Source organism: Fictibacillus sp. EA-CB0309 (assembly GCF_055814265.1).
The window spans coordinates 2,048,458-2,071,478 of record NZ_CP169271.1 but is presented as its reverse complement, the minus strand read 5'-3'; the positions used below and the strand labels follow the sequence as shown (position 1 = coordinate 2,071,478).

Sequence of the window (23,021 nt, the reverse complement as noted above, 5' to 3'; positions counted from 1 at the left end):
CAAGTATGTCAAAAAGGTTAAATGCACTAGGCGGAATCAATGGCGGTTACTTTGTAATGGGCTCGAAAGATGGAACAGAAGGGGATCTTGCAGGCGTTTCAATGATAGATGGCGAGCTTACAAGCGAAGCGGTAAACGGCCGGACAAGCCTAATACTGAACGAGAAAAACCAAGGAAGAATATCCACTGTTTCAACAAAGCTTACTATACAAACATCAGATGATAGCAATCGAGAAATTGATGGGCTAAACCGAGCACCAGGACTCATTAGAGGATGCGGTGGAATCGGAGATAAAGAATCTAATCAGCCAAAACATGACTTTACTTGTACCGATTCAAGTGAATTGATTCAGTATACATCACAATTCGGCTCAGTTACGCCTAAAGGTGAAGGTGCTGAAGCCGTAATTAACAACAAGGGAATAGTCACTGAAATAAGAGAGTCCCGTGGAGGCTCAATTCCACTTGGAAGCACTGTACTAGCTGGAACAGGGGAATCAGCCGATTGGGTAATAGAAAATTTACAAACTCAAGAAAAAGTGAAAGTAAAGAAAAAGGTAATTGCAGATGATTTCACACTTCCAATAGGAAAAGGAACTAACATCATTAATGGGGGACCTAGACTTTTACAGGACGGAAAGATAACCATTCCTTCGACTGCAGAAGGATTCCACCAACCTGATAACCCAGAGTTCTTTTATCAGTTCGGCCAAAAACGTCATCCTCGCACCGTTGCAGGGATAAAAGCTGACGGTTCTATACTATTGGTTACAATCGATGGAAGAAAGCCAGGATATAGTGTTGGAGCAAACTTTAAAGAAAGTGCACAGCTATTGAAGTCTTTAGGTGCCGTTAACGCCGTGAACCTTGACGGAGGGGGCTCAACAACCATGACATTAAATCAGAAAATGGTAAGCTCACCTTCAGATGCTACTGGTGAACGTCCTGTTGGTGATGCGATCTTACTATTACCTCAATAATGTTAAAAATATAAGAACTTGAGGAGGATAAATGATGAAAAATATGATTCTTACAGTAGCTCTTGCTGTTTCGATTGGTTCTGTTACAACTGCATTTGCAAATCCAGATGGTCTTCAACAAAAGAAAAACGAAAATCAATTTGCAGAAAGTTTCAAGCAATTGTCCCGTGATACAGCTTGGGAGCAGAAAGAAAAAGTTGATTTGCAGTTTAACACCTATCATCCACAAGGGATGACAAAGATAGGGGACTTATATTACATGTCCTCAGTTGAGATCATTGAAAAGCCTGTAAAATACAAAGAGCCTCGTGAAGGTTACGACCGCACAACAGGAAAAGGAATAGGTCATCTGTTCGTTTTCAATCAACAGGGTGAGCTCTTAAAAGATATTAAGCTTGGTGAAGGTGATATGTACCACCCTGGAGGTATTGCATTTGATGGTGAATCAATTTGGGTATCGGTCGCTGAGTACCGACCAAACAGTGAGTCCATTATTTACAAAGTAGATCCGAAAACGATGAAGCCCCAAGAAATGTTCAGAACAAATGACCATATCGGCGGAATCTTGCGTGACGGTGAAAAAGGAAACTTAAAAGCTGTAAGCTGGGGTTCAAGGACATTTTATGAGTTTGATCAAAAAGGAAAGATAGTAAGCAAAGCTAATAATCCCAGTCACTTTATAGATTACCAGGACTGCGAGAGTGCTGGTAAAGAGAATATGATTTGCAGCGGCATTACAGAGTTGCCTCAACAAGGAAGTAATACAGGAAAATTTGAACTAGGAGGACTGGCTTTATTAGATATGAAAACGATGAAAATCGAACATGAGCTGCCAATCTCTCTCGTTTCTCCTCAGGAACATAATGTTACGCGTAACCCCGTTTATCTTGAAAATACAGATGAAGCAATAAAGTTATATGCTGTACCCGATGATGACACATCCTCTATGCTTGTTTATGAAACAAAATGGAATACAAAATAAAAGAAATCAATTGTATGAAAACACTTTGAGAGCATCAAAGTGTTTTTTTATAATTAATAAATAAAAATAACAAAAAATAATAACGGATACCCATTGACCTTCACGTTGCGTAAAGGTGTAAAGTGAGAATTGTCAGGAGGTGATCACATGGAATACACCATTCAAAAGCTTAGTTTATTAGCGGGAGTTAGCACTAGAACTTTACGTTACTATGATGAGATTGAAATTCTTAAGCCGGCAAGAATCAACTCGTCAGGATATCGTATATATGGTGAGGCTGAAGTGAATAAACTACAGCAAATCTTATTTTACAAAGAACTCGGGCTTCCATTAGATCAAATAAAGGAAATCATAACATCACCAGCATTCAATGCAGCTGAAGCACTCCATGAACACCGTGAAAAACTCCTGAACAAACGAGAACAGTTAGACCGTCTAATTGCGAATGTAGATCAGACGATCGCAGCTAACGAAGGGAGAATTACGATGACAGATAAAGAGAAATTTGAAGGGTTAAAAAAGCAAATGGTTGAAGAAAACGAACAAAAATATGGTAAAGAGATTCGTGAAAAATACGGAGATAAAGCAGTAAATAAATCAAACGAAAAAGTGTTAAATATGACTCAGGGTGAGCATAATAGAGCAACAAAGCTTGCAGAGGAAATTCACACGACACTTGCTGAAGCCTTTAAAACAAGTGATCCAGCAGGAGATTTGGCTCAAAAAGCAGCGGATCTTCATAAACAATGGCTGATGCTGTACTGGAATGAGTACAGCAAAGAAGCACATGCAGGCCTTGCACAGATGTATATGGATGACGAACGGTTCACAGCGTATTATGATAAAGAACAGCCAGGAACTGCTGAATTTTTAAGAGATGCTATCCACATTTATACAGGTATGAAGAATTAGTCATTTAGCACGACCTATTTAAAGGGAGATAACCATCCAAGGTTATCTCCTTTTTGTTTTATTCATCACTCAGATTAGTTTAAACTAAGAGCAGAGAGTAAGAAGGGATGACTTGTTATGACTGAAAAACTATTTTATTCTTCACCATATACAGACGAATGGGAAACAACCATCAAAAAAGCATTTGAAAAAGATGGGAAATATTTTGTTGTTTTAGAGGTTACTGCTTTTTATCCGACAGGTGGCGGCCAACCGAATGACACTGGAACCATCAATGGTATAAATGTCTTGGATGTTTTTACTGAACAGGATGAAGTGATTCACCAATTAGAAAGGGTGCCTGAAACATCTTCGGTAAATTGTAAGTTGAATTGGGATAGAAGGTTTGAACACATGCAGCATCATAGCGGCCAGCATCTGTTATCAGCTGTTTGTTATTCCTTATATGACGCGCGCACAATCAGTTTTCATCTAGGAACAGACTATGCAACGATTGATATTGAGATGGATGCGCTGAATTATAATCAAATGGATACGCTCGAACAAGCAGTTAATGAAGAAATTTATAAAAATAGAATGGTACATACATACTTTGTTACCGATGAAGAGCTTCAACAATTACCATTATTGAAAATGCCTAAAGTTACAGAGAACATACAAATCGTTGAAATTGAAGGCATTGAGCACAATGCTTGCGGAGGCACGCATGTCCGTTCAACAGCTGAAATTGGGATCATTAAACTATTAAAAGCTGAGAAACAAAAAGGTGCGGTAAGGTTGTATTTCAAGTGCGGACAACGAGCACTTCTTGATTATAATGAGAGTTTGAAGATTCTAGGAATGATATCAGCTAAGTTTAACACCGGCCGAAATGATGTTTTAAATCGGATAGAAAAGTGGGAAGCTGATCAGCTAGATATGGAAGCAGAAATAAAGCGTCTTAAAGAAGAAAACAACAGTTATTTAGCAAAAGAACTTCTTACACATGCAAAAAACGATTTCCTTAGGTATGTATTTCAGGGAAAATCGTTTGATGATACAAAAGAGCTTGCAATAAAAATAGCAAATGAAAATGATTTACTCATTTTATTTGCTGCAGTACCAGAAAATCGTATTATTTTAATGCATAACGGAACCAACGAAGTTTCGTGCGGCACGTTTTTTAAAGAAAACCTTAGCCCATTTAACGGTAAAGGCGGCGGAAGCGATAAATCCGCTCAAGCTGGTTTTTCTTCAACAGAAGACATGCATCGTTTTGTAGAATTTGCTCGGGAGAACCTAACGAAAGGTTTGTAATTAAACATTAAACTATAGATATAACAACAGAAAAGGAGTGAGGCACATGGCCACACTCCTCTTTTTTAAATCAAGAAAATCGCCACAATCGTTGTTACAACTAAGCCTATGGTAACCGGCTTTAAGTTTCTTCTAGCCAGTTCAAATGGATCGACTCCACAAATCGCCGCCGCGGGAATCAATGCCCAAGGCACCAAAGTTCCTCCACCAACCCAAATGGCTGCTATTTGACCTAATGCTGTAAGAGTAGCGGCACCTGCACCAATTGCTGTTCCAAATATGTTCGCAACCGAACCTGCTAACGAAATACCTGAAAAACCAGAACCATCTAAACCCGTAATGGCTCCAACAGCTGTTAATGTTATGGCACCGATCTCCTTGCTCAATGGAACAACTGATGCAAGTGCTACACCAAGATCGTTCACAATTCCGTGAGATGTCTTTGGAAGAAATTCACCAATAATTTTACCAAAACCTGAGTCACCAAGGTAAAAGAAAGCTGCAATTGGAATTACAGGACCAAAAACTTTAAATCCGAATTGAAAACCATCAATTAAATAAGATGTTGCTTTTTCTAAGCCTTTATTCTTATGACTCACCATCGTAATTAAAAGAAGGATAAAGACTGATGTCCCACCAATCAGCGCTGTTGCATCTCCACCTTGTAAATTAAGAATCGACATGGCAGCGACATCAAGAGCAAACATTAACGGAATAAACAAAGCAAAGAATCGCTTCTGACCTTGTGACAACAAACTTAATTCTTGATCAGTTGTTTCCTTTACCGGTTCAGCCGTTACCCCAGTCGTGCTATTCAACTTACCTGACTTCAAATCTCGCTTTAAAAAATAAAACGCCGCTATCGTTGTAACTAATCCCATAACAAATACGAGCGGAATACTCGCATCAATTACTTCACTAACCGGAAGTCCTGCAGCATCAGCTGTTAACTTTGGTGCAGCTTGAATAATAAAATCACCTGAAAGAGCTATACCGTGACCAAACAAGTTCATGGCCATGGCTACTCCTAGAGCAGGAAGACCAACACGAATGGCTACAGGAAGAAGTACTGCTCCCATAAGTGCCACTGCCGGCGAAGGCCAGAAAAACCACGAAATAATCATCATCAGAATACCTATCGTCCAATAAGCAAGTGCCGGTGTACGTATAAGTTTAGAAAACGGTGAGATCATCACATCATTAATCCCTGTCGTGGTGAGGGTCCTGCTCATGGCAACGATAATGGAGATAACGAGAATCGTAGGTAGAAGTTCGGTGATCGCATAAATGAAACTATTAAATATACTGCTGACCGAACCACTTAATGAACCTGTAGCTGTTATGGCAATTAAAAAAATACCTACAATACAGATCAGAGTCGTATCCCGTCTTTTCACCATAAAACCTATAATTAAACCGATAAACACAACATAAATCCAATGCAGCGCTGTAAGTTCAACGCCCATCTATATTCCTCCCCTGTGAAATGGGTGATTAGCCCTTTCGTAATGTAATACAGAATATGATGGGGAGGAAAAGGGGTGAGGGAACTTTTACTGCTTTATGTTGAGTTTTATTTTTTGAAGATAATCATATGTGAAATAAGAGATTGTAAAGATAAAAAGGGTATAGCACAAATTCCAGACAAAGTTCTCCGACATATGATCTAAATTTACAAATTTAATAAATTTATTAAACACATCTAATAAAAACACGTGAATGATATATATGCCTAAAGCATTAGCTCCTACTTTTGTTACATATAAACCTTTTCCTAACGATTTATAATTAAGGGCAAATAAAAATAGAAAGGCTGTTAAAAGAACCGTTGAGAAAAAGTATTCGCCATGGCTACCTGACAATACTTTATCTAATAGATAACCCTCCATTGCTTGAACAACTACACCGATAAGAGCTAAACCTAAAAATGTCCTTCCACTTACTTTATCTAAGCCGCTCAATCGACTATTTAATGCGAACAATACGCCAAGTGTCGTGTAAAACAACCCAAAGAACATTGCATCACGAGTGCTGTTAATAGGAAATTTAATAAACATCGTATATGCCTGACCTAAAAGGCCAAGTAAATTTAAACCAAAGCTAATTAAAAAGAGTACAGTTATTTTTTTTAACCTAAAAAATAAATAAACAGCAATCGTTGACCAAATTAATGCTGTCAAAAACCAAAGCTGATAGCCGCTCGTTCCTTTCCCATAATAAAGAAGATTTAATAACGTAAATTGTTCAAAATATGCACTCAGTTTTTCCTCAATATTAACTCCATCTTGTAGGATAAGAACAACATCATAACTGGTGTAAAAGATCAACCATACTAAATAGAGCTTAATCAGCTTTATACAATAGCTTTTAAAATAGAGAAAAGGGGCATCCTCATGTTTCATCTTTTGTGCAAAAAAGTAACCAGATGCCGCAAAGAAAAAGGGTACAGCAAACCTAGCTACATTATCGATAATGAAATAACCAGTAAACCCATCTAGAGGAAAAACATGTATGACAACAACAGCAAAAATCGCGAAAAATTTTATATAATCAATGGAATAAATACGATCCATTTCTGTGCCACCTTTTAAAATTTATATATTGCTAACAGTATGAACATATATTTGTCATTCCAAAAACCAATGCCGAATTCTCTATTACTTTAACTACAGTATAAAGTGACACCGAATTGGAATTAATGTAAAATTATTACTGTGATAAATACAGCAACGAAAAGAGGTAACGGCATGTTATCTCTTTTCTTTTTGTTACATACATTCAACAAAGGAGAATTCTAGGGGTTTTACATTGGACCAATCCAGATTCATGAAAGATCTGAACGAGTTAAAAGACGGAGGTTATATAAAAAAGAAAGATTATTTAAATGTCCTTGATGGCTATTACAGATATAGAGATGATCTACAAAAAAATGAAATAAAAGAAGAGACAATGATACTTACAGAAGCAGTAAATCCAGGACTAGAACCTAAAGCTGAACCAAAGCTTGAGCTTGAACCTATTCCTGTAAAACCTATAGCACCACCGAAACCGATAGTCGAAATCACTCCTGAACAAAGAAGAGAAAGAAATATCACAACACTCATGGCTGCTGGCGTGATCCTTCTTTTACTTGGAGGGCTAACACTTGCTACAAGCAATTGGGAAGTTTTTAGTTCATTGACTAAAACCATGCTTGTGGGCGGAATCGCTATTTTATTCGGAGGCTTAGGAGCGCTTTCTGAGAAGGTACTGCAAATACGAAAAACGGCTTTTACTTTCTTTGTTCTGTTTGCACTATTCATTCCAATTGCGGTTCTTTCAGCTGGTTATTTTGAATTGTTTGGTGAATGGCTTAGTTTTTACGGTGGTGGAAGATATGTTTTAGGGGTTCTCACAACGGTAGTCTGTATCCCAATTTATTTTTGGTTCGGCACCTACTTTCAGTCAAAACTATTTAGTTGGTTTACTTTAATTGCAAGTGCGATCGGGTATGCATATTTAATATTGTCATTTGGTCTGACCAAGGAAGCTTTTTACTTTATTTATGCGTTAGGGAATGTAGGATTCATTGCTCTCTATCACGTTAAGAGAGATAAAAACCAAAGCATATACTTAAAAACATTACCTGTGTTTATACAGGTGAATCTTATTCTATCAACCGTTCTAATACTTATAATCTTTGAAAATCAACTTTATCAAAGTTTCAACATTATTTTAACTGCTATTCTGTATCTAGCGATGAGGATGGTAAATCAAAGAAAAGAATACGAGCTGTTATTTATTGCTTTAATCACATATGGTCTATATCAACTCATACAGAATTCTATTTTATTTGAATATCAGTTGTTACTAGTCGTATTGGTCCCCCTTGTTTTGTTACTCGTTGGTAAATTTTCAGATCAAAAGTTAAGAACTTATTATCAGCTTGCAAACGGCGCAATATCAATTCTTGCATTTATATATATCACCGTTGAGGGAGTCTTATTATCATTAGGAGAAGGTAGTGTCTGGCTCCTACTAGGTTATCTAGTTCTAGCTGGAAACTTTACGTACTTAAGCTACATCTCGACATTTTCATTCTTTAAATACTTAGCTCCTTTTTACCTCATATGTACGTTTATGGAAGTGTATCATCTGATGGGTGATGTATTTGAAGATTATTGGGGCTTAGGGTTCGGAATATCTGCAGCTCTATCCTATACGATTGGTCAATTGGTTAAGCCGTTAAACAGATCCAGCCTTTTAGTTGGCGGGGGAGTAATCCTGTTAAGTTTTCTACTAACCTCATTAACTGAACAATATGGGCAGGCAAGTATAGTTTCAATTATTATAAGCGTAATTTCTGTTCGTCATTTCTTAATTGGCAGTGGACACGAAAAACGTATTTCAACATGGCTAGTTCCTTCGTCTGTCTTTTTTTCGATCTTCTTTTCAGGAATGAAATTTTTACCAGAACCTACACTGTCACTCTCATTAACAACAGGAAGCATTATAATACTAGGAATTTATATTTGGCAGAAGAAGCATAAGGAACTTGCTACTGCTTTTATTACAACAGTTACTATTTCGTCTATTTTAAATTTTTTAGTAGCATTTCTTCAAGGAGATTATACGTGGGTTAAACTGTTATCCTCTATACTTGTTATGATCGTGTTATGGTTTGTCACACAGCATTTCACATTCATTATGGGGTATGCAGGCATTCAAATTGGATTATTCTTTGCATTAAACTATACAGCAGATCTTGTTGGGCTTGAAATAGCAAAAGAAACATCTATTTACGTTTATATCGTGATTGCTTACATTTTGTATGTAAGTGGGAAGCATTTCAACGCATTGATTTTAAGAGTGAATATCCAATAAAAGCTGTATCTCATCTCGTTCTTCTATTAACGTTTATGTACTGCTTAATGAAAACTGCAGCAGCAATGCCATATGTACTTATTGCATTTCTGTACGGCATTTACATGTTCCGTGCTAAAAAAGAATATGAAATTTTAATTAACTTTTTTGCAGGCTTAACAATGGCAGCAATAGCTTTCCATTATGCGATTAGAGAATGGCTATCAAACGAAGGGCCAGTGATCTACAGCATAATTCTAGTCGGTCTTTACTTTTTACTCAATAAAGAATGGAAGCGGCGTTTGCAATTCTATGTTGTTCCATTTTCACTAATTTTCCTTGGTGAATATATGATTAGTCGTGGTCTGAATGATGTATATCTACTTTTACATGCACTAATATTAGTAGGTTTTATTCTTTTTTATCAGTCATTAAAAGGTTACTGGAAATATGCTTCTGTTATTATTTTAGGATACTTAATGATTGATTTAGATGAATTGTTATTGGTAAACAGAATACCCCAAGACGTTCATTCGCTAATCTGGTATACGGCAGGAATATTCATTTCCCTTGCCGGTATGTATTATTTTAAAAAGCTTTACTTTAAGACTTCATTTGTTCAACTTGATTTTTTCGCAGTATACGGAGTTATTTATGTGTTAACCGGACTGAGCCGTTCTGAAAACATGACTACTACGCTCGGTCTAACTTTGCTTGCTTTACTATTCTATGTGCAGGCAAGGCGTGTCATGGATTTGCCGCTCGGAAAAAGAATACTTCAAACCCTTTCAAGTTTGTTTGTACTTTTTGCTTATTACTCATTTATTAGTCAATTTGAAATACCTGCAATAATCCAAACAGAACTTTACGTTTTGCCTTGGATCACATTAAGTTATGTGATTACAAGAAAAACATGGAGTTTCCCTGTTCAAATAGCTAATTTGATTCAATATTTTTTACTAGGAAGCATTGGCATTACATTGATGATTGATGCGATGCAAAGCTATCAAGTTATGGACGCCATCATACTTGGGACCTTATCATTTATTAGTATTATTTATGGGTTTATCTCCAAACAGAAGAGTTACTTCTTTACAGGATTAATCGTTCTCCTGTTAAATGTTTTGATCCAAACTCGTCCATACTGGGGAAATATGCCGTGGTGGGTCTACCTATTATTAACAGGGATATTACTAATCGGGTTTGCCAGTTTTAATGAATATAAGAAACAAAAAGGGATAGACTCTCCACCAATTAAGGATATAATTTTAAGTAAATGGAAACATTGGTTTGGTGAGTGGAAGTAACGGCTCGTCAATAAGGAGGATCTTTCAGTGGAACCACAACAAAACAAGCCCAAAATTTCCATGGGTATGCTCTTTCAAAACAGGGTCATAAGGACAATTCTTTTTCAGTCTTCTTTTTACAGATTGGTATCTGGGTTCGTAACTATTCCATTCTTTTGTACGTTATCGAAAAAACGAACGAAAATCCAATCGCCGTATCATTAATATCAGTTGCAGAATTTGCTCCGATCTTTTTGTTTTCTTTTATCGGCGGAACGTTTGCCGACAGATGGAAACCGAAGAAGACAATGATTTGGTGTGATTTATTAAGCGCAGCTTCAATCTTTGTAGTGTTATTAACGCTTTTATTTGGAAGCTGGAAAGTGATCTTTTTTGCAACGCTCGTTTCATCGATTCTTTCGCAATTTTCACAGCCTTCAGGAATGAAGTTATTTAAAATACATGTCCCTGAAGAAATGGTACAGCTCGGTATGTCTATGTATCAAACACTCTTCGCCGTATTTATGATTCTTGGCCCTATTCTGGGTACATACGTTTACCAGCAATTTGGAATCAATGTAGCGATTGGAATCATGGGAGTAGCGTTTGTACTGTCAGCGGTTATTCTTTTGTTGCTGCCACCGGATGAGGAGGTTGAAGTGACGGAGGAGAAACCTTCTATCTGGTTAGAGATGAAAGAAGGATTCAGTTATGTTCTCACCAGACGATCATTGACTCTACTTGGTGCATGTTTTGCCGTAGCAGGATTAGCTTTAGGATTAACACAGCCCCTAACTGTTTTCTTAGTAACGGAACAACTTGGACTTCCAAAAGAAGAGTTGCAATGGCTCATGGCCGCTTTTGGTACAGGAATGATCTTAGGCGGAGGCGTAACGATCGGGATTGCAAATAAAGTAAAGCCTCAATTGCTGCTGGCTCTAGGAATGGGAGCAAGTGCAGTCGGATTTATGATCATGGGTGTTTCTGAACAATTCTGGTTAACTCTATCCGCAGAATTCTTAAGCGGGTTATTCATGCCATGTGTTCATATCGGAATAAACACACTCATTCTTCAAAATACCGAGTCCAAGTTTATTGGGCGCGTGAACGGGATATTAAATCCATTGTTTATGGGTGCTATGGTTCTCACGATGTCCATAAGCGGCTGGTTAAAAGAAACATTCTCGCTTGTCGTGATGTTTGAAGGCGCTGCACTGCTATTTGCGATTGGTATTTTAACGATGCTTCCACTGATCAGACAGAAGGCTGTTCCTGTGACGGAATTGGAAAAAGCATAAACTCAAGATGACTCTTAAAGGCAGAAGGTTGCCTTTAGGAGTTTTTTTGATTTGCAGCTAACGTGAAATTATTGTGGATATATACGAATTAACGTGAATATAAAGAAATTTGGCGTGACCCTATTTTTGTTTGTCTTTGCAGAACAAACATTTCCTTGTTTTGTCTTCCCTAAAAGTACATCAGCATCCATACCTTAACTATATCGCTTAAGTTTTCATCTCATCGGATATAGATTGGATGAGTTCACCCGTTTTTAAACGGTGTAAATGGGTAATATAGATATATTTACATCACACATACGGACTCATGAACGTCTAAACATAAGGGGAATCAATCATATGTCTATTTCACCAGATCAACGAATCACATTACACGGATTTAATAATCTGACAAAATCACTTAGCTTTAATTTGTATGATGTCTGCTATACGAAAACAAAAGAGGAACGAGAAGCTTATATTGAATATATCGATGAACAGTACAATGCTGAAAGGCTCACAAGCATATTACAGACTGTCTCAGATACAATTGGAGCACATGTATTAAACGTTGCAAAACAAGACTATGTACCACAAGGGGCAAGTGTAACCGTACTTGTTTCTGAAGGACCGATTGTAGAAGTACCGACTGACTCGTTTGATGAAACCACAACAGCAATGCCGGAATCAGTAGTCATGCAACTCGATAAAAGTCATCTAACCGTTCATACATATCCAGAGTTTCATCCTGAAGAGGGAATCAGTACGTTTAGAGCAGATATCGATGTTTCAACTTGCGGAGAAATCTCACCTCTTAAAGCTTTGAATCATCTTATCAACTCATTTGATATGGACATTGTGACGATGGATTACAGAGTAAGAGGATTTACAAGGGACATTAAAGGCCATAAGTTATTCATCGATCATGACATAAACTCTATACAAAATTACCTTTCTGAGGATATTAAGAATACGTATGCGATGATTGATACGAATATCTATCAAGAAAATATTTTTCATACAAAATGCAGGTTAAAAGATTTTGAATTAAACAATTATCTGTTTGGGTATACAAAAGATGCTTTAGACGCTGATAGTCAAGAACATATTACAGGGTTAATAAAAGCAGAGATGGATGAAATTTTTACGGAAGAAACATTAACACTTCTCATCGCTAACTCATATTAAAAATATGACCACCGGGCAATCCGGTGGTCTTTTTTCATGAACATTATGAACAAAATGCACATTATGTCGTTAAACTTCCATTTTAGATTGTACATGATAGGATAATGAAAAGGTTTATGAAAGCGCTATCATTATAAGGGGGATACGAAATTGAAAAAAGGCAAATGGAAAAGTTGGATCGTAGCCGGTGTCTTGTTAACTTCACTTACTGCTTGCAGCACTTCAGGATCAAGCGGAACGAATGCAGGGGATTCTGAGTATCCGAAAAAGCAATAACAGTTGTTGCTCCATCTGGGGCAGGAGGTGGTTGGGACTTAACCGCTCGAGCTTTAACAAAAGTGCTAGGCGAAACTAAATTAGTCGATCAAACGATGACGGTTGAGAACAAGCCTGGTGGAGGTGGGGCTGTATATTTAGCAGAATACGCGACACAGCACAAAAAGGACGATTATAAGCTTTATGTAAATTCACCGCCAATCTTAATTAATAATCTAAAAAAGAAGGTAATAGTCCATATGGCTATCAACATACGACACCACTTGCTCAATTAACAAAAGACTTCGGAGCAATCGTTGTTAAGTCAGATTCAAAATATAACAATATCAAAGAATTAATGGATGCTGTAAAAAAAGATCCTAAATCAGTAACAGCGGCTGGTGGGTCGGCACCTGGCTCTATGGACCATCTTGTAGCTGTATTGCCAGCCTTTAAGTCAGGCATTGATCCCAAAACCGTGAAATATGTTTCTTACGATGGCGGCGGGGAAGCGATTGCTGCTTTATTAGGAGGTAACGCAGATTATATCGCTACAGACGCATCTGCCGTAGGTGAATACTTAAAAGCAGGAAAAGTAAAGGTTCTTGGTATTTCTTCAACAGAGAGATTAAAAGGAGATTTAGCAGACATTCCTACTTTTAAAGAAGAAGGAATTGATGCAGAATTTACCATCTGGAGAGGTGTTTTCGGACCGAAAGAAATGTCTGAGAGTGCAAAATCATATTGGGATAAGACACTAAAGAAATTAAACGAGAGTAAAGAATGGAAAGACGAACTAGAGCGAAATGGTTGGGAAGCGGAATTTAAAGACGGTAAGGAATTTGAAACTTTCTTAAAAGATCAAGAAGAACAAGTAGAAGATCTGTTGAAATCATTAGGAATGAATAAATAAAGGGGAGATGGAGGAGTAAAACTACTTCTCCATCTTTTCAAATATCTCGAATATGGAGGCTAGTCACATGCAGACTGGTAGATTTGATCGATATGCAAGTATCTTATTTGCATTACTTGGAGCGACCTTTCTATTTGAAAGCCGGAATATTGCAGACAGTGCCTATGGCAGTGAAGTTGGACCAAATGTTTTTCCTTTTCTTTTAGGACTTATTCTCATTTTACTAAGTGTGAAACTGTTTATAGAATCATTTAAAAACGTTCAGCGAGAACAAAAAGAACAGAGGGGATTACAACTCAAAAGGTTTGTCATTATTTTAATCGCAAGTCTGCTTTACGCAGTATCCATAGAGAGCATCGGTTATATAATTAGTACTTTTGTGTTTTTGTACGTTTCGTTCCAAGCCATGGAAAAAAGCAGTTGGATAAAAAACGGATGCGTCGCTGCTGGTTTTTCATTATGTGTCTATTATTTGTTTGTGGTTGTGTTAAAAGGCTCTTTGCCTGGTCTGCCAATATGGTTTAGTTAGGAGGAAAAATGATGGGTGTAATGGATTTTTTAATACAAGGATTCCAAACAGCAATACAGCCACAGAACTTATTTTTCGCTTTTATCGGTGTATTAATCGGAACGGCTGTCGGCGTGCTGCCAGGGATCGGACCAATGAGCGGGGTTGCCCTTCTAATTCCCGTTACCGCTACACTAACTAGCGGAATGGACCCTTCTGCAGCAGCAACTAGTTCGATTATTCTTTTAGCAGGCGTTTATTACGGTGCGATGTATGGAGGATCAACCACCTCTATTCTTTTAAACACACCTGGTGAATCTTCATCAGTAGTAACAACACTTGATGGTTATCAAATGGCAAAGCAAGGCAGAGCAGGTGCAGCCTTGTCAATTGCTGCAATTGGTTCTTTCTTTGCGGGTATTGTTTCCATAATAGGATTAGTCTTACTTGCTGATCCGCTTTCGGAAATGGCCTTAAAGTTTGGACCAGCAGAATACTTTTCTTTAATGCTTTTAGGACTAGCTGCTGTTAGCGGTCTTGCCGGTGGGTCGATTACAAAAGCCTGGATGATGACCGTAACCGGTCTTTTACTCGCTACAATCGGCATCGATGCTGTTTCAGGTGTCGCTCGATTCACATATGATATTCCGGTCCTTTTTGGAGGGCTTGAATTCCTAACTGTAGCTGTAGGATTATTTGCCTTAGGTGAAGTATTTAAGACCATCCTTCACAAAGAAGAGGAGGGCGAGAAAGTAGCAAAAGTAGGTAGAGTTCTTCCAACAAAAAGGGATCTGAAAGAAAGTGCTGCTCCAATCGCACGCGGATCCTTCCTAGGATTTTTTATAGGTGTCTTGCCCGGAGCAGGTGCAACATTGGCTTCCTTCTTTTCATATATTGCTGAGAAGAAATTAAGTAAAAACCCAGAGAAATTCGGGAAAGGAGCCATTGAAGGAGTAGCAGCTCCTGAGTCTGCAAACAATGCCGCTTCTGGTGGAGCTATGATTCCGCTCTTAACTCTTGGCATTCCAGGGTCCGGAACTACGGCAATCTTAATGGGTGCTCTTATCATGTACAATGTTCAGCCTGGACCTTTATTGTTCAGCGATCATCCGGATGTTGCTTGGGGATTAATCGCATCGATGTTTATCGGAAACTTGATGCTACTCATTTTAAATATGCCGCTTGTAAAAGTCTTTGCGAAAATTATTGAAACACCACAGAAATTTTTATTACCCATTATTATTGCCATATCCGTTTTTGGAGTCTATGCTGTTCAAGTTACGACATTTGATCTGTTATTATTAATTGGTTTTGGTCTTGCAGGGTATTTATTAGCACAAAATGATTATCCTCTGGCTCCTCTAGTCCTTGGTCTCGTTTTAGGTCCAATGATTGAAAACAATATGCGCCGCGCCTTAACTACTTCTAATGGTGACTTTTTTATATTTATTGAACATCCGATCTCAGCATTTTTTATCGTATGTTCTGTATTGTGGATTTTAGTTCCTTTCATTTTACGATTAAAAGGAAAAAATGTTGTGGTAAACGTTGAAGGATAAAGAAGAATGAAAGAGAAGACTTTCTATTTAGGAAAGTCTTTTCTACTTTTATGGAGGGAAACAATGAAACTGCAAACAAAATTAATTGTCATCAGCTGTTCCCTTATCTTTATCGTGATCACCATTTTAGCTGTTATTTTTCAAGTGATGTTTGAAGATACGATGAAGAAACAAATCGGTGAAAGGGCGCTTAGTGTTTCATATGCTGTAAGCAATAATCCATTGGTTATTAATGCATTTGAAACAGAAAACCCTTCTGAAAGGATTCAGCCTTACGCGGAACAAATCAGAAAAAAACAGGAGCTCATTATGTTGTAGTAGGGAACAAAGAAGGTGTCAGGTACTCCCATCCCGTAAAGGAAAGAATCGGTGAAAAAATGGTGGGCGGGGATAATAAGTTAGCATTATCAGGTGAACCAAGCATTACTGAAGCCACTGGTTCCCTCGGTCCAGCCGTAAGAGGGAAATCACCCATAATCAACAGTGACGGTGAAGTAATAGGATTGGTGTCTGTTGGGTACTTAACAGATCAAATTAACGAAGATATGTGGCCGTATAAATTAAAGATCCTTATTATTGGTATCTTCACACTTATGTTTGGAGTATTCGGTTCTGTATTAATCGCAAAAGGTGTGAAACGAGCGACACATGGATTGGAACCAATAGAGATCGGATTATTATACAAAGAAAAGAGTGCCATCTTAGAAGCGATTAGAGAAGGCGTGATTGCCGTTAATCGTGAAGGTGACATTACTCTTGCCAATCAAACGGCTCTGCAGATGTTAGAAACAAAAAGCGAAAATCTTATAGGAAACAATGTTTTAAAGTCCATTCCCAACACGAGATTAGTAGATGTGATGGCCACTGGCAGTAGTGAATTTGATGAACAAATGAAATTAGGAAACACCAAGGTTGTAGCCAACCGTGTTCCGATCCTGGATGATAACGGTAAAGTTATGGGTGCAGTTGCCACGTTTAGAAACCGAAATGAGCTTTATAAATTAAATGAAGAATTAGCTCAAGTAAAAGGCTATAGCGAAGGATTAAGAGCACAGACTCATGAATTCTCAAATAAATTGTATTTAATATCTGGATTGATTCAGTTGGGTTCTTATCAAGAAGCACAAGATATTATTACGAAAGAATCTAATGTACATCAGCATTTTACACAATTAATCATGAACCAAATTTCGGATCCTTATATTGGGGGCTTTTGATCGGTAAGTTTAACCGCTCCAAGGAGCTGAAAGTTGATTTAATGATTGATCCTGCATGTCATTTTAAAGATATCCCTGATGAGATTAATAGACAATTACTAGTCACTATAATAGGTAACTTAATAGACAACGCTATGGATGCAGTTGTCGAGAGAACACACAATGAGAAAGAAGTAAAGATCAGTCTCTCTGATTTTGGGAACCAGCTCATTTTAGAAGTTGAGGATACAGGGGAAGGAATTCAGGAAAAAATCGCAAATAAATTATATCAAAAGGGATTTTCAACAAAAGGGCACGACCGTGGTTATGGCTTATATTTAATCAAACAATCTGTTGAACTGTTAAACGGAGAAATTTTTTATGAAAGAACGAAAGCCAATACAACCCTATTTACGGTTATCATCCCGAAAGAATAGAGGTTTTAAACATCATGCATTCATGGGAAGTTTTTATCGTAGAAGATGACATCCGAATTGCTGAGATAAATCGAAAATTTGTAGAAAAGGTAGAAGGGTTTTCGGTGTGTGGAATTGCACTTAATGAAGAAGAAGCAAAAGAGCAAATCACCATCCTTAAACCTGATTTAGTTATATTAGATATTTATTTTCCAGACATGAATGGGTTAGACCTTTTACGCTGGATTCGAAGTGAGTTTCGTGGAATCGAAGTCATCATGGTAACCGCTGCAACAGAAGTGAACACGTTAAAACATGCACTCGCAGATGGTATTTTCGATTACATCGTAAAGCCTGTAATCTTTCAACGGTTTAAAGATACGTTATTGCACTTTAATGAATATAAGATGTCCATCCTTCAACTTTCGGCTGATAAAGAAGTTAACCAAAACGTGATTGATTCTATTATAAAACGTGAAAAGGCAGAAGCCCTACCTCATTCTCTTCCAAAAGGGATTGATCCGATAACTTTAAAGAAAGTACTTTCCATGCTAAGTCAGCATAAAAAGGGGTTCACTGCTGACGACCTTGGACAGCTGATCGGAGTAAGCCGAACAACCGCAAGACGTTATTTAGAGTATTTGGTATCTGAACAAAAAGTGATAGCAGACATTACGTATGGAGGCGTAGGCAGGCCGGAAAGAACATACCGATACGGTCTTTAACGATTCTAAGCAGTAAATTTTGGCCAATGCTTTTTGTTGAGGGCTGCTTTCATTTCGGCTGTAAGACTACTAAAACCCGATGAGTTTGATGTATAATGTGTTACATAGATTCAAAGTTGAAAGAGAGTGAACAAAATGGGACGTAAGTGGAATAATATTAAAGAGAAAAAAGCATCGAAAGACGCAAATACGAGTCGTGTTTATGCTAAGTTCGGACGCGAAATTTATGTAGCAGCAAAACAAGGTGAACCTGATCCCGAATCCAATCAGTCTTTAAAAGTTGTACTAGAACGGGCAAAAACATACAGTGTACCGAAGACCATCATTGACCGTGCGATTGAAAAAGCAAAAGGCGGTTCAGACGAAAATTACGATGAGCTTCGTTATGAAGGTTTTGGTCCGAATGGATCGATGATAATTGTGGATACATTAACAAATAACGTTAATCGTACAGTAGCAGAGGTTCGTTCTGCATTTAATAAAAACAACGGAAATATGGGTGTTTCTGGTGCTGTTTCATACATGTTTGATGCAACAGCTGTAATCGGTCTTGAAGGAAAATCAGCTGATGAAGTATTAGAGTTATTGATGGAAGCAGACTTAGATGTACGTGACGTGATTGAGGAAGATGGATCAGTGATCGTATATGCAGAACCTGACCAATTTCATGCTGTACAAGAGGCATTCAAGCATGCAGATATTACTGAATTTACAGTAGCAGAACTTACGATGCTTGCTCAAAACGATGTGGAACTTCCTGAAGATGCGCAAGTTCAGTTCGAAAAACTAATTGATGCACTAGAAGATTTAGAAGACGTTCAACAAGTGTACCACAACGTAGATCTAGGAGAATAAGGTGTTAAGCAGATCCTTTTAGGGGGTCTGCTTTTTTGTATTGGCGTTTTCAGAGTTGCTTATAGTGTCTGGTTTCTTTAGTGATGCTCATTTTCAAATAAAATCATATGAAAATACGCTGAAAATGAATAGAATCTGGTTTCAAATGAGCTGATATTTCATTTTTATAGAAAATTAGATTGTTTTTTTAATGTTTAATAGGATTGAAGTAAGTATTTTCAAGTGTAGGAGCGAAAAGAGGCACGAACGGAGCGAAACTATAGTCAGTTGGAGTGAAAGGAAGTGTCCACGGGGCGAAAAGGATGGTGTTTTGAGCGAAACTCCACCAAGGTTGAGCGAAGTGTAAAAGAAATAGATCACGTACCGTAAACCCCAAGCCCAAATTCCTAAATGAAAAAGCAACCGATTAGTTCGATTGCTTTTTCATCCATAACATACATATTGTAATCGTAGTAAATCCGAAAAAGGCCAATAGTGGGATTGTAATAAAACCTAGCCAGTTTATATACTGACCTGAACAAGGTACGCCGGATGTACACATTTCAAAGGCTTTAAGAGCTGGGATCTTTTGCAATGCATAGTGATAACCCGAAACCACTATGCCAAGGATTGAAAGTGGAAGAACGTAGCGAGTTATCTTTTGATCTTGGTAATAAAAAGCCACTCCAAGTAAGATGACTAACGGGTACATGAGAATTCGCTGGTACCAGCAAAAAGTACAAGGAACAAACTTTAGTACTTCACTAAAAAACAGACTTCCTACCGTTGAGACGATTGCTGCTAACCAGGCAATCAATAAAGGTTTATTTATCACCTTTATTTACTCTCCTTCGCAGCATCATCTACCATTTTCTTTAGATCCTCAATAGAAGTGCCCTCGAATTTTTTACCATTTACAAACAATGTAGGTGTACCGGTTACACCTAGATCATCAACTAAAGCTTCATCGGTTTCCAAAGCGTTTTTACTTTCGCTGTCTTCTAATTTCCCGCTAACTTTCTTAACGTCATCTTCTGTTGTTACTTCACCTAGCGTTTCAACTAAGAATTTTTCAGTGAAGATGTCTTTACGCTCAAGGCTTTGATCTTCGGGTTGCTTCTCATATAGCAGCTTATGGAACTTCCAAAACGTTTCGTTGCCTAATTCTTTGTATACTGTCTCTCCAAAAAGAGCAGATCTCTCTGAGTCTACATTTATAAATGGATAGTTCATAAAATAGAATTTCGCTTTTCCTGTTTGAATGAGTTCTTGGTCAATCAGTGGGAAAAATGACTCGTTAAAACTTTTACAGACTGGGCACTTGTAGTCTCCAAACTCAATAATATTAACTGGTGCATCCTCATTGCCTAAGTAAGGTTGATTTTCATAAGAGATGCTGATATTTGAAGAGTCATTATCACCAAGAGCACCACTAAACAAAAAGATGATTAATCCTACCGTTACAATACCAATGGTCCAGAACAGCCAAACAGGGGAGGAACTTGTTTTTTTCTTTGTTGAATTGACATAAACATTTTTCTTTTTTTGTTTACCCATTGTTCACCTCATAGATTTTTTACTAAATAAAAAGAAGTTACTAGTATCGTAAACAATATTTGTTGTTTTTACAATGAAGAAATATTGAACTTTATTGAAAGAGAGCAGTATTCAACCCCCATTTTCGATATAAAAACAGTGATGGAACATTATACAAATACAATAAAATAATGGTAGAAAAAACCTGTATCCAAAAGAAGATTTTGGAAGTATAATTTTCTAGAAATTATTTTAAAACAACTTTCTGGGGGTCAAGAATGAAAAAGTTATTATCCTTATTACTGGCTATATCCATTAGCCTTGGTATGTTGCCAGTTTCAGCATTTGCAATCAGTGCAAATGACAAAGAGTACAAAGCTTTCTTACAAGAAATTGGTTGGACGTCAAAAGATTATGAAGCTTACTTAAAAAGTAAAGATTGGACTTTAAGGGAATTTTACTCTGTTGATGAATTAGGTACTCCTTTATCAGAAGAAGGCGTGCAAGCTGTGTTAAAAGAGTTTGACATAAGTCGTGAAAAACTTAACGAACTTTTAATTGACTACGGTCTTCTTGAAGAAGGACAAGATGTTCTAGAAGGAACGTATGTTATTTTTGAAGAAGAATTGTTTGAAGAAGTTGATTTTATTATCGGCACACCTATAAGTGATGAAAATCTTCAACGGCTATTAAACGACTACAACATCAAGTCTATCGATGAACTGGATGCATTATTAGCAGAAAATGATGATTCACGTGATAACTATGAATACATTGAAGATTTAGAGTCATCTGTAGACTACTATATTAACGGTGACGATTGGGTAGGTACTCCAATCAATGACGAGAACCTTCAGCAGTTATTGAAAGACTATAACCTGGGTTCCATAGAAGAACTTGAAGCTTTATTAAAAGAAAACGATGATTCACTTGAAAGCTACGAATACATTGAAGATCTTGAGTGGGCTGTTGATTTTTATATAAACGGCGATGACTACATGGATGAAGAAATAGCAGATCTCTTTACACAGATTGATTTAACAGACGAAGAGATGGAAAAGCTTTTTGCTCATTTAGAAACACTAAATTGGGAAGATCCAGCTTTCCTTGATCAAATGATGCTGCTTGCTGAACGAATGATGGCATTTGAAGATTTCGAAACTGCAGATGAACTTTCTGCTGAACAAGTTGCTGAACTACTTTCAATTTTCTCTGAAATGAAACACCTTTTACAAATTGAAACAAAATATTATCTTGTTGTTGATGGACAAAAACAACCCATTTCAATGGACACGTTGATGACGATGGATTCTACAAATGGTCATGACTTAATCATGGAAATCTACAACTTGAGTGGTGAATTATTAGCAGACATCCGTATTACAGCAGATATGTTTGGTTCTGAAATTATCCAAGAGACAGGTAAAGATATTCAAACTGCTGAAAAAATCATTACAGCACCACCAACTAAGGCTAAACCACCTGTAAAAACAGTAAAAGGCGGAGAACTTCCTAAAACTGCTACCAACCATATGGAGAACGTTGGACTTGGACTAGGACTTGCAGCGGCAGGGATTTTACTATTTAGACGAATGAGAGTAAAAGGGTTTTAAATGAAGGACAAAAGTAAACTTCGGATTATTCTTCTGACATTATCCGTTGCGTTGATTTTGTTTGGAGTTTGGTTTAGCAGTACAAATGCCTTTACATTTATGAAAGGGTATTTGATATTCAAAACTGGACAAATGGAAGCTAAAGAAGATTATGATAAGTCTGTTGCACAAAAGCAAGCTGTCCCTAAAAAGGAGAGTCTATATCCTGAGAGACCTGCAAAAGGCGACAACATTGGTAATCTCATAATTCCAAAGCTGGATGCTTCACTCCCAATCTTTCATGGAACAGATGAAGAAGAATTAGAACAAGGAGTAGGCCATTTCGCTAAAAGTGTCTTACCAGGTGAGAATGATAATTCTGTTTTATCAGGACATCGTGATACCGTTTTTCGTAAACTTGGAGAGGTGGGTAAAGGTGATCTCTTGATCGTTGAGACATCAGCTGGAACATTTACGTATCAAGTAAAAAATGTTCGCATCGTTGGTAAAGATGACAGAACAGTAATTGTTCCAAAACCAAGAGCAACATTAACGGTTTCAACTTGCTACCCTTTTAATTTTATTGGAGCGTCACCTGAACGGTATATTCTTGTGGCTGAATTAATTTCAAAAAATAATTTAATGGCTAGACAGCAGAACTTTTATTTTCTGCTGTCTTTTTAAATAAATTTTAATTAAAATAGCTTCTGGTTTGAAATTTCTA

The 23,021-nt window shown here is 37.4% G+C and carries 20 protein-coding genes and 3 pseudogenes; 19 read left to right on the top strand and 4 right to left on the bottom strand.

All coding sequences use genetic code 11. The features are described from left to right. Positions 1-5: 5 nt before the first annotated feature. The 4 genes from ACEWFH_RS11580 to ACEWFH_RS11565 all read left to right on the top strand — a co-directional run bounded on the left by ACEWFH_RS11580 (position 6) and on the right by ACEWFH_RS11565 (position 4,170). A complete protein-coding gene (locus ACEWFH_RS11580; protein ID WP_473724183.1) occupies positions 6-980 on the top strand; it encodes a phosphodiester glycosidase family protein in 975 nt (324 codons plus the stop codon). A gap of 34 nt (positions 981-1,014) precedes the next feature. Then, the gene (locus ACEWFH_RS11575) at positions 1,015-1,962 is read left to right on the top strand and encodes a DUF6454 family protein (RefSeq protein WP_473724182.1); all 948 of its coding nucleotides are present in this window, start codon (positions 1,015-1,017) and stop codon (positions 1,960-1,962) included. 147 nt (positions 1,963-2,109) lie between these two features. Further along, entirely contained in the window at positions 2,110-2,874 is a 765-nt protein-coding gene (locus tag ACEWFH_RS11570; protein WP_473724181.1) for a MerR family transcriptional regulator, read from the top strand. A gap of 117 nt (positions 2,875-2,991) precedes the next feature. Next, complete coding sequence (locus tag ACEWFH_RS11565; protein ID WP_473724180.1) at positions 2,992-4,170, top strand: alanyl-tRNA editing protein; 1,179 nt, start codon at positions 2,992-2,994, stop codon at positions 4,168-4,170. Positions 4,171-4,235: 65 nt separating this feature from the next. Here the strand turns inward: ACEWFH_RS11565 and ACEWFH_RS11560 are convergent, their stop codons facing one another. Together ACEWFH_RS11560 and ACEWFH_RS11555 are read right to left on the bottom strand one after the other, a co-directional pair. Beyond that, positions 4,236-5,636 (bottom strand): hypothetical protein, encoded by a 1,401-nt coding sequence (locus ACEWFH_RS11560; RefSeq protein WP_473724179.1) that lies wholly within the window; start codon positions 5,634-5,636, stop codon positions 4,236-4,238. A gap of 87 nt (positions 5,637-5,723) precedes the next feature. Next, complete coding sequence (locus ACEWFH_RS11555; protein WP_473724178.1) at positions 5,724-6,743, bottom strand: acyltransferase; 1,020 nt, start codon at positions 6,741-6,743, stop codon at positions 5,724-5,726. 235 nt (positions 6,744-6,978) lie between these two features. On the opposite strand from ACEWFH_RS11555, the gene ACEWFH_RS11550 reads away from it, so the two are divergent. The 13 genes and pseudogenes from ACEWFH_RS11550 to ACEWFH_RS11490 all read left to right on the top strand — a co-directional run bounded on the left by ACEWFH_RS11550 (position 6,979) and on the right by ACEWFH_RS11490 (position 19,190). After that, on the top strand, positions 6,979-9,033 hold the full coding sequence (locus ACEWFH_RS11550; protein WP_473724177.1) for a hypothetical protein: 2,055 nt from the start codon (positions 6,979-6,981) through the stop codon (positions 9,031-9,033). 47 nt (positions 9,034-9,080) lie between these two features. Beyond that, a complete protein-coding gene (locus ACEWFH_RS11545) occupies positions 9,081-10,319 on the top strand; it encodes a hypothetical protein (RefSeq protein WP_473724176.1) in 1,239 nt (412 codons plus the stop codon). A 60-nt stretch (positions 10,320-10,379) separates the two neighbouring features. After that, positions 10,380-11,596 (top strand): annotated as a pseudogene (locus tag ACEWFH_RS11540) (MFS transporter). A gap of 339 nt (positions 11,597-11,935) precedes the next feature. After that, positions 11,936-12,763: an adenosylmethionine decarboxylase gene (gene speD, locus ACEWFH_RS11535; protein WP_473724175.1), complete on the top strand. Its 828-nt coding sequence runs from the start codon at positions 11,936-11,938 to the stop codon at positions 12,761-12,763. A gap of 150 nt (positions 12,764-12,913) precedes the next feature. Beyond that, positions 12,914-13,931: pseudogene (locus tag ACEWFH_RS11530) on the top strand (Bug family tripartite tricarboxylate transporter substrate binding protein). A gap of 67 nt (positions 13,932-13,998) precedes the next feature. Further along, positions 13,999-14,460 carry a tripartite tricarboxylate transporter TctB family protein gene (locus tag ACEWFH_RS11525; protein ID WP_473724174.1) on the top strand — a complete coding sequence of 154 codons (462 nt, stop codon included), beginning with the start codon at positions 13,999-14,001 and terminating at the stop codon, positions 14,458-14,460. An 11-nt stretch (positions 14,461-14,471) separates the two neighbouring features. Next, positions 14,472-15,998 (top strand): tripartite tricarboxylate transporter permease, encoded by a 1,527-nt coding sequence (locus ACEWFH_RS11520; RefSeq protein ID WP_473727284.1) that lies wholly within the window; start codon positions 14,472-14,474, stop codon positions 15,996-15,998. Between the two features lie 63 nt (positions 15,999-16,061). Next, positions 16,062-16,316, top strand: coding sequence for a hypothetical protein (locus ACEWFH_RS11515; protein WP_473724173.1), 255 nt, complete (start codon positions 16,062-16,064; stop codon positions 16,314-16,316). Between the two features lie 29 nt (positions 16,317-16,345). Next, positions 16,346-16,489, top strand: a pseudogene (locus ACEWFH_RS11510) (hypothetical protein); the annotation flags it as partial. 54 nt (positions 16,490-16,543) lie between these two features. Then, positions 16,544-17,215, top strand: a complete 672-nt coding sequence (locus ACEWFH_RS11505) for a PAS domain-containing protein (RefSeq protein WP_473727283.1) — start codon at positions 16,544-16,546, stop codon at positions 17,213-17,215. After that, positions 17,212-17,631, top strand: coding sequence for a sensor histidine kinase (locus ACEWFH_RS11500; RefSeq protein WP_473724172.1), 420 nt, complete (start codon positions 17,212-17,214; stop codon positions 17,629-17,631). Before ACEWFH_RS11505 ends, ACEWFH_RS11500 begins: the two co-directional genes overlap by 4 nt. A gap of 14 nt (positions 17,632-17,645) precedes the next feature. After that, complete coding sequence (locus tag ACEWFH_RS11495; RefSeq protein WP_473724171.1) at positions 17,646-18,335, top strand: response regulator; 690 nt, start codon at positions 17,646-17,648, stop codon at positions 18,333-18,335. A gap of 135 nt (positions 18,336-18,470) precedes the next feature. Continuing rightward, positions 18,471-19,190 (top strand): YebC/PmpR family DNA-binding transcriptional regulator, encoded by a 720-nt coding sequence (locus tag ACEWFH_RS11490; protein WP_473724170.1) that lies wholly within the window; start codon positions 18,471-18,473, stop codon positions 19,188-19,190. Positions 19,191-19,596: 406 nt separating this feature from the next. Here ACEWFH_RS11490 and ACEWFH_RS11485 read toward each other — a convergent pair whose 3' ends face one another. Together ACEWFH_RS11485 and ACEWFH_RS11480 are read right to left on the bottom strand one after the other, a co-directional pair. Then, the gene (locus tag ACEWFH_RS11485) at positions 19,597-20,001 is read right to left on the bottom strand and encodes a disulfide oxidoreductase (RefSeq protein WP_473727282.1); all 405 of its coding nucleotides are present in this window, start codon (positions 19,999-20,001) and stop codon (positions 19,597-19,599) included. 5 nt (positions 20,002-20,006) lie between these two features. Continuing rightward, the gene (locus ACEWFH_RS11480; protein WP_473724169.1) at positions 20,007-20,726 is read right to left on the bottom strand and encodes a DsbA family protein; all 720 of its coding nucleotides are present in this window, start codon (positions 20,724-20,726) and stop codon (positions 20,007-20,009) included. A 257-nt stretch (positions 20,727-20,983) separates the two neighbouring features. Between ACEWFH_RS11480 and ACEWFH_RS11475 the strand changes: the two genes are divergently transcribed. Next, positions 20,984-22,318, top strand: coding sequence for a processed acidic surface protein (locus ACEWFH_RS11475; protein WP_473724168.1), 1,335 nt, complete (start codon positions 20,984-20,986; stop codon positions 22,316-22,318). Further along, entirely contained in the window at positions 22,319-22,981 is a 663-nt protein-coding gene (locus tag ACEWFH_RS11470; protein WP_473724167.1) for a class D sortase, read from the top strand. The last annotated feature ends 40 nt before the right edge of the window (positions 22,982-23,021 follow it).

Excerpts from the sequence above, each read along its gene's own strand:
- ACEWFH_RS11580 (WP_473724183.1), top strand. The coding sequence starts at position 6 with ATGTCAAAAAGGTTAAATGCACTAGGCGGAATCAATGGCGGTTACTTT.
- ACEWFH_RS11575 (WP_473724182.1), top strand. The coding sequence starts at position 1,015 with ATGAAAAATATGATTCTTACAGTAGCTCTTGCTGTTTCGATTGGTTCT.
- ACEWFH_RS11570 (WP_473724181.1), top strand. The coding sequence starts at position 2,110 with ATGGAATACACCATTCAAAAGCTTAGTTTATTAGCGGGAGTTAGCACT.
- ACEWFH_RS11565 (WP_473724180.1), top strand. The coding sequence starts at position 2,992 with ATGACTGAAAAACTATTTTATTCTTCACCATATACAGACGAATGGGAA.
- ACEWFH_RS11560 (WP_473724179.1), bottom strand. The coding sequence starts at position 5,636 with ATGGGCGTTGAACTTACAGCGCTGCATTGGATTTATGTTGTGTTTATC.
- ACEWFH_RS11555 (WP_473724178.1), bottom strand. The coding sequence starts at position 6,743 with ATGGATCGTATTTATTCCATTGATTATATAAAATTTTTCGCGATTTTT.
- ACEWFH_RS11545 (WP_473724176.1), top strand. The coding sequence starts at position 9,081 with ATGAAAACTGCAGCAGCAATGCCATATGTACTTATTGCATTTCTGTAC.
- speD (WP_473724175.1), top strand. The coding sequence starts at position 11,936 with ATGTCTATTTCACCAGATCAACGAATCACATTACACGGATTTAATAAT.
- ACEWFH_RS11525 (WP_473724174.1), top strand. The coding sequence starts at position 13,999 with ATGCAGACTGGTAGATTTGATCGATATGCAAGTATCTTATTTGCATTA.
- ACEWFH_RS11520 (WP_473727284.1), top strand. The coding sequence starts at position 14,472 with ATGGGTGTAATGGATTTTTTAATACAAGGATTCCAAACAGCAATACAG.
- ACEWFH_RS11515 (WP_473724173.1), top strand. The coding sequence starts at position 16,062 with ATGAAACTGCAAACAAAATTAATTGTCATCAGCTGTTCCCTTATCTTT.
- ACEWFH_RS11505 (WP_473727283.1), top strand. The coding sequence starts at position 16,544 with ATGTGGCCGTATAAATTAAAGATCCTTATTATTGGTATCTTCACACTT.
- ACEWFH_RS11495 (WP_473724171.1), top strand. The coding sequence starts at position 17,646 with ATGCATTCATGGGAAGTTTTTATCGTAGAAGATGACATCCGAATTGCT.
- ACEWFH_RS11490 (WP_473724170.1), top strand. The coding sequence starts at position 18,471 with ATGGGACGTAAGTGGAATAATATTAAAGAGAAAAAAGCATCGAAAGAC.
- ACEWFH_RS11480 (WP_473724169.1), bottom strand. The coding sequence starts at position 20,726 with ATGGGTAAACAAAAAAAGAAAAATGTTTATGTCAATTCAACAAAGAAA.
- ACEWFH_RS11475 (WP_473724168.1), top strand. The coding sequence starts at position 20,984 with ATGAAAAAGTTATTATCCTTATTACTGGCTATATCCATTAGCCTTGGT.
- ACEWFH_RS11470 (WP_473724167.1), top strand. The coding sequence starts at position 22,319 with ATGAAGGACAAAAGTAAACTTCGGATTATTCTTCTGACATTATCCGTT.